This window comes from Marivita sp. NO-S04, from assembly GCF_059070475.1.
In genome coordinates this window covers 1,913,801-1,926,568 of record NZ_CM180980.1, presented here as the reverse complement: position 1 = coordinate 1,926,568, position 12,768 = coordinate 1,913,801, and the positions used below count along the sequence as shown (strand labels likewise).

Annotated in this window: 13 protein-coding genes, 1 tRNA gene and 1 other annotated feature; of the genes, 6 read left to right on the top strand and 8 right to left on the bottom strand. The window is 59.6% G+C overall.

The window, feature by feature from the left end:
* The first annotated feature begins 14 nt into the window (after positions 1–14).
* A complete protein-coding gene (locus ACK3EW_RS10025) occupies positions 15–443 on the top strand; it encodes an Lrp/AsnC family transcriptional regulator (RefSeq protein ID WP_439120258.1) in 429 nt (142 codons plus the stop codon).
* Here the strand turns inward: ACK3EW_RS10025 and ACK3EW_RS10020 are convergent.
* Both ACK3EW_RS10020 and ACK3EW_RS10015 read right to left on the bottom strand, forming a co-directional pair.
* A complete protein-coding gene (locus tag ACK3EW_RS10020) occupies positions 440–889 on the bottom strand; it encodes a disulfide bond formation protein B (protein ID WP_493809718.1) in 450 nt (149 codons plus the stop codon). The two genes, ACK3EW_RS10025 and ACK3EW_RS10020, sit on opposite strands and share 4 nt — an antisense overlap.
* A 14-nt stretch (positions 890–903) precedes the next feature.
* The gene (locus tag ACK3EW_RS10015) at positions 904–1,482 is read right to left on the bottom strand and encodes a YqaA family protein (protein WP_085631052.1); all 579 of its coding nucleotides are present in this window, start codon (positions 1,480–1,482) and stop codon (positions 904–906) included.
* 122 nt (positions 1,483–1,604) lie between these two features.
* On the opposite strand from ACK3EW_RS10015, the gene ACK3EW_RS10010 reads away from it, so the two are divergent.
* A tRNA-Leu gene (locus ACK3EW_RS10010) sits at positions 1,605–1,690 on the top strand.
* Between the two features lie 61 nt (positions 1,691–1,751).
* Entirely contained in the window at positions 1,752–2,636 is an 885-nt protein-coding gene (locus ACK3EW_RS10005; protein ID WP_493809448.1) for a DUF6538 domain-containing protein, read from the top strand.
* Positions 2,637–2,688: 52 nt separating this feature from the next.
* Here the strand turns inward: ACK3EW_RS10005 and istB are convergent, their stop codons facing one another.
* A complete protein-coding gene (istB, locus tag ACK3EW_RS10000) occupies positions 2,689–3,456 on the bottom strand; it encodes an IS21-like element helper ATPase IstB (protein WP_493806540.1) in 768 nt (255 codons plus the stop codon).
* Positions 3,453–4,949 (bottom strand): IS21 family transposase, encoded by a 1,497-nt coding sequence (istA, locus tag ACK3EW_RS09995; RefSeq protein WP_493809682.1) that lies wholly within the window; start codon positions 4,947–4,949, stop codon positions 3,453–3,455. Before istA ends, istB begins: the two co-directional genes overlap by 4 nt.
* A 35-nt stretch (positions 4,950–4,984) precedes the next feature.
* Here istA and ACK3EW_RS09990 point away from each other — a divergent pair, with 35 nt between their 5' ends.
* The 3 genes from ACK3EW_RS09990 to ACK3EW_RS09980 all read left to right on the top strand — a co-directional run bounded on the left by ACK3EW_RS09990 (position 4,985) and on the right by ACK3EW_RS09980 (position 9,295).
* On the top strand, positions 4,985–5,194 hold the full coding sequence (locus tag ACK3EW_RS09990) for a hypothetical protein (protein WP_493809447.1): 210 nt from the start codon (positions 4,985–4,987) through the stop codon (positions 5,192–5,194).
* A 21-nt stretch (positions 5,195–5,215) separates the two neighbouring features.
* Positions 5,216–6,450 (top strand): IS3 family transposase gene (locus ACK3EW_RS09985; protein WP_493808251.1). Its coding sequence is split into 2 segments (ribosomal slippage): positions 5,216–5,516 and positions 5,516–6,450, totalling 1,236 coding nucleotides; the frame shifts between segments, so codons are not numbered across the junction.
* Positions 5,503–5,619, top strand: a sequence feature (AL1L pseudoknot). (Overlaps the previous gene by 117 nt.)
* A 742-nt stretch (positions 6,451–7,192) precedes the next feature.
* Positions 7,193–9,295 (top strand): DUF4214 domain-containing protein, encoded by a 2,103-nt coding sequence (locus ACK3EW_RS09980; RefSeq protein WP_493809446.1) that lies wholly within the window; start codon positions 7,193–7,195, stop codon positions 9,293–9,295.
* 32 nt (positions 9,296–9,327) lie between these two features.
* On the opposite strand, the gene ACK3EW_RS09975 is transcribed toward ACK3EW_RS09980, so the two are convergent.
* From ACK3EW_RS09975 to ACK3EW_RS09960, 4 genes are all read right to left on the bottom strand, one after another.
* Positions 9,328–9,636 carry a c-type cytochrome gene (locus ACK3EW_RS09975; protein WP_493809445.1) on the bottom strand — a complete coding sequence of 103 codons (309 nt, stop codon included), beginning with the start codon at positions 9,634–9,636 and terminating at the stop codon, positions 9,328–9,330.
* A gap of 82 nt (positions 9,637–9,718) precedes the next feature.
* The gene (locus tag ACK3EW_RS09970; RefSeq protein ID WP_493809717.1) at positions 9,719–10,978 is read right to left on the bottom strand and encodes a vWA domain-containing protein; all 1,260 of its coding nucleotides are present in this window, start codon (positions 10,976–10,978) and stop codon (positions 9,719–9,721) included.
* A complete protein-coding gene (locus tag ACK3EW_RS09965; protein ID WP_493809444.1) occupies positions 10,944–12,050 on the bottom strand; it encodes an AAA family ATPase in 1,107 nt (368 codons plus the stop codon). The genes ACK3EW_RS09970 and ACK3EW_RS09965 overlap by 35 nt, the downstream gene beginning before the upstream one ends.
* Positions 12,047–12,751 carry a hypothetical protein gene (locus ACK3EW_RS09960; RefSeq protein WP_493809443.1) on the bottom strand — a complete coding sequence of 235 codons (705 nt, stop codon included), beginning with the start codon at positions 12,749–12,751 and terminating at the stop codon, positions 12,047–12,049. The genes ACK3EW_RS09965 and ACK3EW_RS09960 overlap by 4 nt, the downstream gene beginning before the upstream one ends.
* Between the last annotated feature and the right edge of the window lie 17 nt (positions 12,752–12,768).

Below are 12,768 nucleotides of genomic sequence, written 5' to 3'. Positions count from 1 at the left end.
GGCTTTGGATCGAAATGGACAGCTCTGATAAACGATTGATCTCAGTCCTCCGCCACAATGGCCGTGCATCAGTGTCGGATCTGGCCACAACGCTCAATCTATCCCGCGCCACGGTTCGATCGCGGCTGGACCGCTTACAAGCCTCCGGGGATGTGGTGGGGTTCACCGTTGTCCTCAAGGAAGACGTGGCCCACGATCCGGTGCGTGCATTGATGATGATCGGCATCGAAGGGCGCGGGACGGACCGTGTTATCCGTCAGCTCACGGCGTTGCCGCAAGTGCGGGCGTTGCATTCCACCAATGGGCGCTGGGACGTGATCGCAGAACTGGGCACCGAAACGCTCGAAGCGCTGGACGACGTGCTGTCCCGCATCCGCAAATTCGATGGGATATCTCAGTCAGAAACGTCGCTGTTGCTGTCGACCCGGAAAAGCGGGGCCTAGGCAGGCTTGCGTGCTGCCGCGATCCACAGGGCCATCAGCACCAGTGAAATCACCATGTTCCAGCTGGCCATCGACAGACTGAACATCTCCCAAGGCACCTCGTCACAGCGCACCAAAGGTGCATTCATGATCTGGTCGAACAACTCATCCGTCGACAGCCCGCCGATAGGACCCGCAGAACAGGTAGTCGGACCTTCCCACCAGCCGCGCTCGACTCCGGTGTGATAGGCCCCGACCGCGGCCGTGGCGAATGCCGCCAGCGCGCCCAACCATGCCAGCGCTGCGTTACCGAACCGCAATGCAACCGCCCCGATCGCAATCGCCACGACATGGGGATAACGCTGCCAGATACACAGCTTGCAGGGGGGCAGACCACCAATGTGCTGAAATGCCAAAGCGCCCAGCATCAAAGCAAGCGATCCGCCTGCAGCCAGTAGCATCAGCATCCGACGGTTCAGTGTCACAGGAATCTTACCATGTAGAAGCCTCCAAGCAGAACCACGACAAACAGTGTGAACATCAGCCCCAACCGCTTTTCGATAAAGGCTCTGACCGGTGCGCCGAATGCGCGCAACAAACCCGCTACAACAAAGAAGCGCAAGGCCCGCGCGATCACGGATGTGACAACGAAGGTCGTCAACGGCATGGCCGTCCAACCCGACATGATGGTGATGACTTTGTACGGGAACGGCGTCACGCCCGCGATCAGCACCGCCCAGAAGCCAACGCCGTTGAAGCGATCATTGAATTCCGCCATCGAATCGGCTTTGCCAAGCGCGCTCAGAATCGGCTCGCCCAGGGCCTCGTAGAAGAAATACCCAATCGCGTAACCCAGCATTCCACCCAGCACCGAAGACACCGTGGCCACCAACGCGATCACCCACGCTCGCGAGGGCCGTGCGAGGATCATCGGGATCATCAATACGTCGGGAGGAATCGGAAAGACCGAGCTTTCGACAAAGGCCACGACAGCAAGCACCCATAGGGCCCGAGGGTGGTCGGCCATCGACATGGTCCACTGGTACAGACGCTGCAACATAACGGCTCCGGAAACGGGTTGCAGGGCTAAGATCACGCGCCGCAGGACGGGTCAAGTCCACAGCATGGAAATGCGTTTTTGCGCTGGACGAGCGGAATGAGCTTGGGTAGGGATTGCGCGTGGCCCAAGTGGCGGAATGGTAGACGCAGGGGATTCAAAATCCCCCGCTGGCAACAGCGTGCGAGTTCGAGTCTCGCCTTGGGCACCACCACCTCAGCTAACCCATTGGTATCCCTCCAGCTTTCAACTTGAGCTAGGAGCCGTAGACCATGTCGGAGACCATTTCACGCCCGTTCACCTTCACCAAAGACGGGGTATTCTACTTCAGCAGACGCATCCCGAAAGAGCTGAAGCACCACTATTCCTCCCCTCGGATCGCGTATTCTTTGCGCACCAAATCACCTAAGGTCGCTGAAGCGCGGGCCAGAAAAGCCGCTGAACAGCTCGATGAGTACTGGTATCTGTTGCGTTCGCGTGACGCTGACCTGCCGGGTCACCATATGCTCAGAATGGGGCAAGCTGTTGGTGGAGGCAGCAACGCGCCTCAACTCACCGTCACTTCGTCATCTGTGCTTTTGTCCGAAGCCGTAGGTATCTACTTGCAACAGAAAGGGAAGAACCGTCCAGCCACCTTCCAGAGGGCTGCAGAGAGGGCTTGTGGGTATGTCATCGACGCCTGCGGTGACAAACACCTCGAAGCCTACACCAAGGCGGACGCGAACGCGTTCCGTGATGCACTGATTGCAAGAGGTTTGGCAGGAAGCAGCATGACGCGGGTGTTTGGGACGGTCAGAGCCGTGACCAACTTCGCAGCAAGCGAACAGGGTCTCTCTCTGAACAACCCGTTCAACGGTGTCTACTATGATCGGGAGGCAGGGGTCTCGGATCGGGCACCCTTCACAATCGACGATCTACGGGCGGTGCAGTCCAAGTGTCGCGAACGTGATGACGACCTCCGCTGGCTTGTGGCGCTGGTGTCGGACACTGGGATGCGCCTCGCTGAAGCCGCTGGGATGACCCGTGGCGATTTCATGCAAGCTGCTGTCAACGGCGGAGTAAAATTAGGCCACGGGGCGGCGCAAAACTGGGCCACTTTGGGTTTACGCGGGACGCGGGTGATGAGCGGCGGCCAGTCAGCCGCGCTCTCCATGTAGCTGGCGGGTGACTGGCCGCCTTGGACCGTCAGGTCCAAGTCTGGGCTTTGGATCAGTTGATGTTTTCGCCGGGCTTGCGTGCGCGGCTTTGCGCGAGGCGATAGCTTTCGCCGTTCATCTCGAGGATGTTGACGTGGTGGGTCAACCGGTCGAGGAGCGCGCCGGTCAGCCGCTCGGTGCCGAAGGTCTCGGTCCATTCATCGAAGGGCAGATTGCTGGTGATCAGCGTGGCGCCGCGCTCGTAGCGCTGGGAGATCATCTCAAAAAGCAGCTCGGCGCCGGTCTTGGACAGGGGCACGAATCCGAGCTCGTCGATGATCAGCAGCTTCACGGCAGCCATCTGCTTCTGGACGCGCAGCAGCCGACGTTCGTCTCGCGCCTCCATCAGCTCGTTGACCAGCGCGGCGGCGGTGGTGAAGCTGACAGACATGCCCTTCTGGCAGGCTGCCAGTCCCAAGCCCAGTGCAATGTGGGTTTTGCCGGTTCCGCTGGGCCCGAGGGCGATCACGTTCTCACGCCGGTCGATCCATTCGCAACGCCCCAGTTCCAGCACCTGCATCTTGTTCAGCTTCGGGATCGCCTTGAAGTCGAAGCTGTCGAGGCTTTTGGTGGCCGGGAACTTCGCGGCCTTGATGCGGCGCTCGACCATCCGCCGCTCGCGGTCAATGAGTTCCAGTTCCACGAGGCGCGACAGGAACTGGACATGGTCCAGTCCTTCGGCGGCGCATTGACGCGCAACCTTCTCGTGCTCCCGCAAGAATGTGGGCAGCTTCAGCGTCTTCAGATGGTGGGCAAGCAGGATCTTCGGGGCCTCGGTCATTCCGCCGCCTCCGACATCAAGGCCATGTAGCTGGCCGCCCGCGTCGTCTCGACATTCGCCCGCGGCAAGTAGGGGTAGACATCGAGATCAAGCCTCGGGGGGCGCTTCTCCACCTGACAAAGCACGAGGTGCTTCACGGCGTCGAAGCCGACCGCGCCCAGCTTCAGGGCCTTCTTCACGGCGGCATGCAGGTCATCCATCTCGAAGGTCTCGAGCAGACGCAGCACCTGCACATACTCGCGGCGCCCCATCTTGAGCATGCGCGCCTCCATCAGGCGGCGCAAAGTCTGGAACTCTTCGGGCAGGTCCCATTCCGCCAAGGGTGCGGCCTGGTCCAAGGCATTGATCTTGCGCTCGATCAGCGGGAGGTAGTGAACCGGATCAAAGATCATGTCCTCGCGATCGTAACAGCGCGGGTGTCGGGCGATCACCTCCCCGCGACAGCCGATCACGACCTCATCGACATAGCCGCGGATCCAGACATCCTGGTGGCCATAGGCGACCGGGACCGAGTAATCGTTGGTGTCATAGCGCACGAGAGACTGCGAGCTGACCCTGCCGCCCGCTTGGTCGCAGGCGTCGAACGGGGCGGCAGGCAGGGGGCGCATCGCGACCAGATCGCGCTGCAACCTCTCACCGATCGTCTCCTTGTGACCCCGAAGAATGCGCGTCAGGCGTGCGCGGCACTGCCCTTCAAGGTCTGCGTTGAAATCGTCCCAACTGGCAAAGTGGGGGATCGGCACCATGTGGTTGCGGCGGGCGTAGCCGACCATCCCCTCGACAGCGCCCTTGTCGTTCCCCTTCCCGGGCCGACCATAGCGATCCCGAAACAGGTAATGCGACTGCAAGCCGCTGAACAGCGCGGCGCGGATGCGCGTGCCGTCCGGTTGGATCTTCGACACCAGGCAGCGGTCGTTGTCGTAGAGCACCGACTGCGGCACCCCGCCGAAGAAGTCAAACGCGCGGACATGGCCGTCTATCCAGGCCTCCGCCGTCGCCGCTGGATAGGCCCGGACGAAATAGGCATCGCTGTGCGGCAGGTCCATGACGAAGAAGTGCGCCTTCTGCTCGACACCGCCGATGACGACAACCGCTTCGCCAAAATCGGCCTGAGCATGGCCCGGCGGATGAGCCAGCGGCACAAACATCTCCCGGGTCCGCCGCTCGCGATCACGCACGTAATCCTTGACGATCGTATAGCCTCCGGTGAAGCCGTGCTCGGCCTGAAGCCGTTCCCATATCCGCTTGGCCGTATGACGCTGCTTGCGATGCACGACCTTGTCGGCTTCAAGCCAGGCGTCAATGAACTCGGTGAACCCGTCCAGCTTCGGCCGCCTGATCGGCTTGTCCCGCCGGTAGCCAGGCGGCACCGAAAAGGCCAACATCTTATCAACCGTCCCACGCGAAATGTTGAAATGCTTCGCCGCCGCCCGCGCGCTCATGCCCTCGGAACACGCCAAGCGAACCTTCTTGTAAAGTTCCACGGTATAGATCTCCCCGCCCTCCCTGCCGATGCAAGAAGGGAAAAGTGGCAGGATTTTACTCCGCCCGCAGCGAGACTATCCCGCCGCTACCATGGCCTAATTTTGCACCGCCGTTTCCATGGGACCCAGCCAAGAGGAAACTGACGGGACAGGTGGCGGATGCTGTGGCCAAGGTGAAGGCTTTCTTCGCCGACAGCCCCGATGGGGTCCTTCTCTACAGCGACCTGAACCGCCCCGGGTTTACCGGAGAGTAAAACACTCAAAGGATGAGCCCTATGACAAAGCAGAGATTCACCCCCGCCTATCCGGCCGAGCTTCGCGAACGCGGTGTTCGGATGTTTCGAGAGAACCGTACCGATTATTCCAGCGATACGGCCGCCTATAAGGCCATCGCGCCGAAGCTTGGCTGTTCGCCGGACAGTCTGCGGGTCTGGTGTCAGCAGGCCGAACGCGATGCCGGGCAGCGGGCCGGTCTGACAAGTGCCGAGAAGGATCGGATCAAGGAACTTGAGCGTGAGGTCCGTGAACTGCGCCAGGCCAACGAGATCCTGAAGAAGGCCAGCGCATATTTCGCAGCGGCGGAGCTCGACCGCCCATTCCGCAAATGATCGCGTTCATTGATGATCACCGTTGTGTCCATGGTGTCGGGCCGATCTGCCGGGTTCTGGGGATCGCACCATCGACTTATTACGCCTTCAAGGCCGTGGAGCGTGATCCGGATCTGGCATCGGACCGGGCCAGGCAGGATCAGCTGGACATGGCTGCGATCAAGCAGGCCTTCGAGGGCAGCCGGGGCCGATATGGCGCGCGCAAGGTCTGGCACCAGCTACGCCGCAGTGGCCATGATATCGCCCGCTGCACGGTGGAGAGGTTGATGCAGGTCATGGGATTACAAGGCGTTGTGCGGGGCAAGAAGGTGATCACCACCAACCCCGATACGGCACAACCTTGCCCGCACGATAAGGTAAACCGAGCCTTCGTGGCGGACATGCCAAACCAGCTTTGGGTCAGCGACTTCACCTATGTTTCCAGCTGGCAAGGAATGGTCTACGTGGCTTTCATCATCGACGTCTTCGCCCGCAAGATCGTTGGCTGGCGGGTCTCGACCTCGATGACGACTGGTTTCGTCTTGGATGCCCTGAACCAGGCCATCTGCCAGAGGGCGCCGTCTGAGGCTGACAAATTGATCCATCACAGTGATCGTGGCAGCCAATACCTGTCGATCCGATACACCGAGCGGCTCGCAGAGGCCGGCATCGATACCTCGGTCGGAAGCGTCGGCGATTCCTATGATAATGCCCTCGCCGAAAGCATCATCGGCCTGTTCAAGACCGAGGTCATCAAGTTCCTCGGCCCCTGGAAGTCGGTCGGTCAGGTCGAATGGGAAACTCTGAAATGGGTCGACTGGTATAACAACACCCGCCTTCACAGCGCCGTCGGTTACATCACGCCACAAGAAGCAGAGGAGGCATTCTACGCAAGCTTGAACGCTGACGAAAAAGCAGCCTAACTATTGAACCAGAAACTCTCCGGTAAACCCGGGGCGGTTCAACCTCAGGGATACTCTAGGGATCAGCGACACCTCCAACTTCAACAAGCGCGTTCGTCGTCACGAGACCTACAAGCTCGAACTGGACAGGTTGGGGATGGAGGAAGTCTCCACCGGCAATCACCGCCACCGAAATGCCCTTGCGAGAAAACCCCAGCCCTTCAGTCCGGTTGAGGGGGCCAGCTTCATCGCGGATGTTTGAGTTACAAAAATGTGAGCGCCTTACCTAATGGTTGGGCGTTCGCGCTTCCCCCCGGTGGTGACACTGACCCCGGCCCCCTCACTGTGCAGCTTCCTCGTCAACCGCGTCAGTCTGTCGGGCGTCCTTCCAGCGGTGAGGGCCGAATGACAAATGCTGACGGATACTGCAAGGTCACCGTAGACCAAACCGTAGACCATCTGGTGCCTCTTGACGCCGGGTGGTCCACCGCGATAGCCGTTGTTTTGCTGGGGATACCGGCTGAAGAAGTGCCTGTAGGAGGATCACAACCTCTTGCCTTGGGCACCACTTTAATAACCTTATTCCTTGCCGGTTCAGGTTGTCTGCCGCGTTCATTCGACGCGCATTGCGGCAGTACTTTCTGTTTTCCATGAAATGCGCAGCGCATTGGACTGAAAAATAGTTGATGCAGAGCCGCGTTTCGCCAAACTGACTTCCATCGCTGACGTGGCGTCGTGCGATCTTTGGGGGAAAGTAAGTTCAATGGATAAAACACTGATTATTGTGCTCGACGAGTTTACCGAGCGTGTTTTCGAGTACTCGAACGTAACTCTGTTCGATTATGGTTTTTTGGACGAAGTCACTTTTTATGACGACGTGTCGAACGGGTTGGGCATGATTGATGAAACCCAAACCACGCTGACCGATCCCACGGGTGGATTTTATCGCGTCACACCCGACGACTTTGAATACAGTTTCGAACGCGATCTAGACTTCAAGGAAGAAGCCACCGTTCAGTTCAACGGACAGGAAGCGGTTGCCCAGACGCTCTTCGATTTTTCACGGGTCGAACCTACGCTGCAGGATGAACCGGCGCATGGCGACTGGGTGATCGAGGCCATTACGCAACGTTTGATCGATCCGACGCGAACCGAGATCATCGCCATCGACATTGGTGCGGACTTCCTGTTGCCGTTCCAAGACGTCACCACCACCTTCAATGGCGTCGACTACATCGAACCTGCGATGATCGCTGTTGTCTTTGATTTTCTCACGACCTTTGACGCGGCGTTTAATCCCGCGTCCGATATCACCTATCTGCCGGCGGCACTCACGGTGTCACTGGGGGGGGACACGGTCGATGAGGCCGAGCTGAACACACTGGACTACTTCGAGTTGCTTGAGGTGCCGATCTTTCAGGCCTCAGCAAACGAAGGACAAGAGGGTGTCGACTGGGGCAGCGTCTATCAGAACGTCATCAACGTGGGCGCGTGGAACGTGGCTGAAAATGGCGAATTGTTGCTCTCCTCCTTCGAAAGCCTGCCGAATGTAGATATGGCCGGGGACGGCGTGGTGAGCCGCGCGGATTGGGGCACCAGTTTCGGCACATCCTTTGCCACACCCAAGATCGCGGCAGAGTTCATCAATCTCGCAAATGATGTAATCGCTGACCTGAACGCGCAGGGAAGTCGCGTTGCAGACTTTATCGACACCACGTATTTGCCCCCCAGCTATTCGCAACTCGTGGCAACTGCGATCCCTAACTTGACCACCGATCTGCTTATTACCTTCGAAGACCCGGCAGAAGGCTTAGCACTTCTTCCGATCAGCAACGTGACACTGGCGGAGAATGGACTTACACCTCGCACGTATTCGGAAGCGGATACCGGTTTGACGAACAGCACGATTGCGTCGCTTGAACTCATCCCCGACAGCACGTCACCGACAAACGGTCGAGATTTCCTGACCGGTGGCACGGGGGCCGAAACCCTGAGTGCGCTGGATGGGAATGACACCGTAACCGGTCTTGGCGGAAACGACGTGCTGAACGGTGGTCCGGGTATCGACACGGCGATCTTCTCGGGTCCGCAATTCGCCTACACGCTTGTTCTTGAACCGGGGGAAACACGGCTGGTCGATCGCAGGCCGGATGTGAACGGCACGGATACCCTGATCAATATCGAGTTTCTGGATTTCACGGTGGATGAACAGGATGGTCCGTTCAACCTCCAGCAATTCGGTGGGGTGGCCAGCCTGTCGGCGCAGGATTTCGAAAGCTTCATCGAACTTTACATCGCGTATTTCAACCGTGCGCCGGATGCGGTCGGGTTGAACTTCTGGGGTACCGCCTTTGCCAATGGCACCACGTTAGAGACAATGGCGTCGCTATTCGTGGATCAAACCGAGACACGTGCAACCTATCCTGATGGGACCTCGAACACGGAATTCGCGACATCGGTCTATAACAACGTACTGGGACGCACGCCGGATCAGGGGGGCATCGACTTCTGGGTAGGTTTGCTGGATGGAGGAGGCGTGTCCCGCGATCAGTTCATTCTTGAGGTTCTACGTGGTGCCAAATCCGAATTGAAACCGGAAGAGGGGCAGGCCTTTGTCGATCAGCAATTGCTGGACCGGGCATATCTAGAGAACAAGGTAGATATTGGCGCGTATTTCGCCGTACATCTCGGCATGTCAAACGTGGACAATGCAACAGCCGCAATGGCCCTGTTCGACGGAACGCAAGACAGCATCAGCGAAGCCTTTGCTGCCATAGATACCCAGTATCAAACGGCACTCGACCCCGAACTGGGTGAATTCCTTGTTCAGGTGATCGGTGTACTGGACCCACCGGCCATTGCTTGAGCGACGGGCGCGGCGCGAATTTCGCGCCGCGCTCATTCCTCGAGTGAAGCGATATAGGCAACCATGTCGTCTATATTGCCGCCGATCATGTACTCACTATAGCGCGGCATATCCGAATGGATCGGTTGCATGATGCGTGCACGGATCTGCTCGGGCGACCGGTAGACAGCAATAGCGGCAAAGCTGGGGGGCTCTTGTTTGAACGGGCCGCCGGGGTCCACCATATGACAGGTCGCGCAATACTCCTCGGCGATCTGACGTCCCATGGTAACGTTGGCCTCTTGTGCCACGGCCATGCCTGACAAGGTAATCGCAGCGATTGCTAGACTTGCGCGGATCATCGTCCCCTCCATCGGTTACGCCCCTTTTGCCCATGCTACGCCCCAGCGCGGCATCCGGCAAAGGATTTGGCACAATTCCGTCCTACCGCGCCATAACCAGCAGCGTGCCAAAGGCCGGAGCCCGGGTGACGGGGGTGGGAACTGCCCAGATCACCGGATACCGGGGCGGGGCGGGCGGGGGCGCGTCAAGATCGGTCAGCACGATGAGAAGCGAGGGATCAAGGTTTTGACTGGCCTCGAATACTGGTGCGAAATCCGTGCCGCCACCACGTCGGATATCAAGACGATTGAGCGCGTCTGCATTCGCCAACCGAGTCTGGCTATGAAGCGTCGTGTCAAAGCCCCAAAGATGCATTTCGGCGTCACTGCGTCGCTGAATCCCAAGAACCTCGGCTGCAAAAAGATCAAGCTGCGTGTCCGTGACCGAACTTGACGTATCCAGCGCCAGAATAATGCGGGGGCGGCGCAGGTCTCGGGCAAGGCCCGGCTGAAAGGCCGGGGATTGCGCACCTTTGGGGCGTGCCAACGCCTCTTGAGCCACCCAACGTGCGGCGGGTCGTTTATGTGACAGGCGCGGCACGTCGCTCACGGCTTTGAGCAGCAAACGCCGCAAATGCCGCTCCCAGGGAATTTGCGAGTCTGGCAGATCACCGAACCGGATCAGCACCGGGCCGATGCCGATCCCAGCAGACTGGCCCAATTCCAACGCCTGTTCGACACGCGTTGCCCAGACATCGCTTTGCGTCTCAAAAAATCCTTTGCTGGTCAGGTCCGGCGCGAATTTGCGTTTGATCATATAGTCTTCGATGGCGGGGTTCACTTGTGACGGGTCTCCCTCCAAAGGGGCCGCCAGCGCGTGATACAGACGGTCCGTGTCCCAATCGGCAAGAATGTCGGGCGCAACTGTTTCAAGTCCGGGCAGCAGGTCGATCAACTCTTTCGCCCGCACCGCTGGCCTTGGCAGCGCATGTCCACCGGCCAGCAGTGCCTCGTTGACCATCGCGTCCGCCGCGAGCGTGTAGAGCCTTGGTTTGAACCCACGCCCCAGCCGCGACGCCATCTCAGCCTGTCGCGCCGAATGGCGCAGTGCAACGTGCAATACGTGATGCGCAGTCAGGCCGATCTGTTCCGGTGGCGAGAGTTGCGTGAAGGACGGGCCATAATAGATTGTATCTCCATTGGTTTCCGTCTGACCTTCATGGTCGCGATGGGTGCACCACAGCGCCAGCGCTGCAATCGCCGGATCAACATCGCCCATTTGGATCAGGGCCATTCGTGCGCGTCGGCTGTGCTGGCCCGACACCGGATTAAAGCGCCCCGGTCTCGGCTCGCGCCTGTGCATAGTCAGCATAGGCCTCGGAGCCCCGGAACGCCTCTTGCAACCCTTGCGCCAGTGCCTTGCGGATCAATAGTTCGAAGCCAAAGCTGGACAACTCGCCCAAGGGAAGCGCCTGAACCCGATCTGATTTCAGCGTTCGGATATCCGCCATAACGTCGATCACGCCCGCAATCGTGTCAGCCTCGGTCTGTGCCACCAGCCCATAGATCAACCCGACCAACCCGTTTAATGTGTCGGGGTACAAATCCACCCGTTGCGCGCGGGGGGCGGCCAGCAAGTCCTGTACCGTCACCATCGCGTCCAACTCATCCGCCACGCGGGCGAATTCGGCAGCCGGGGCAACACCAATGGTCCCTGCCACCATTGTATCGCGGATGCGGCGGTCGGGAACGGCCTGCATGATCTGGCTCACCCGTTCCCATGACCGGGGAGTGCAGGCGATCATCTCGCCACGCCGCAGGCTGTCTTCTGTGGTGTCCAGAAGATCCGGGCGCGACCTCAGGAACGCCGTAACAGCGGGGTGCAGCGACTGGTCCACCGCATAGCGTTCCAGCCAGTCCTTGGCATTTGCCGTGACATGCAAATGCACCAGACGGTCAGACAGGGCGGTGCCCATCTCATAGGCCACGGCACCATCCTCGACCGTATTGCCCGCCGCAATGATGAACACGCTATCGGGCAGGGTATGCCGCCCGACCCGGCGTTCCTGCAAAAGGCCGTAGACGGTTGGTTGCAGATAGGGCGATGCGGCAGTCAATTCATCGAGAAACAGCACGGCAGGCCGGTCTGGTTGATCCGGCAAATCCTCGGGCCGATACCATAGCGTTTTGTGGGTTTCGTGATCGTAATAGGGCAACCCTCGCAGGTCTTGGGGTTCGATCGTGGTCAGGCGAATGTCGTAAAGGTCCGCGCCGATCTGGGACGCAAGTGTCTGGACAAGCTGCGTTTTGCCGACGCCGGGTTTGCCATGCAGCATCCATGACGTGGTCAACGCCCCGCTGTCTTGCGCCTCCCATGCCGCGCGCAGAACTTCCAGTGCATCACCCGCGGACAAGGTCTGGGCGTTCACGCTCATACCGGGGCCTCCTTCGGTGCAGGGCTGTCCAGCAGGGCCGCTAAGCGGGCATGACCCGACACGCCCCGCGCGTCAAAACTGACCGATCGCAGATACACGTCCTCGCGCAGATTGGCGGTGTGCAAAAGGCGTTCCGTGAACTCTTCGTCAAACAGCTCTGCCGCGATCAGCTCCCGCTCCTCTGGCGTTAACGACAGGATGCGTGGCTTGCCATCGCGGGTCTGCAAAGACACCAGGGTCAAGGGTGTCACATGGGCCAATTCGGATTGCTCGACCACCAGCATCACCTCGCCGCTGGTCTGCCCCCGCAGCGCCGCCAGCTTGGTCAACACGCGTCGCGCGCGGTAGCTCAGCGTATCCAGCACCCGCGCCGCTTCGTCCTCGTCCATCAATGTCTTGCGCTTCTCGGCCGAGACCCGCAGCACCTTCATCTCGAAAAACCCGATCACGATGATCATCGCCACCGGAGCCTGCGAAATCGGCAAAGCCAGATCGCGCCAGATGAACATGGCGATCACGAAAGGCGACAGCGCGATGAAATAGCGGAGCGGTTCGTTCTCCATGATGACCCTTAGGTTCAGACCAAGCCCGCCGCCTTTGGGCAGGAACGCAATACGATGCAGCACCTTGCGCGGGACAGATCCGGTCGCAAGCGCCTTGGGGTTCCAGACTGTATCTGGGGATAGGATGAACGCACTCATGGGAACCGAGGTAGCAC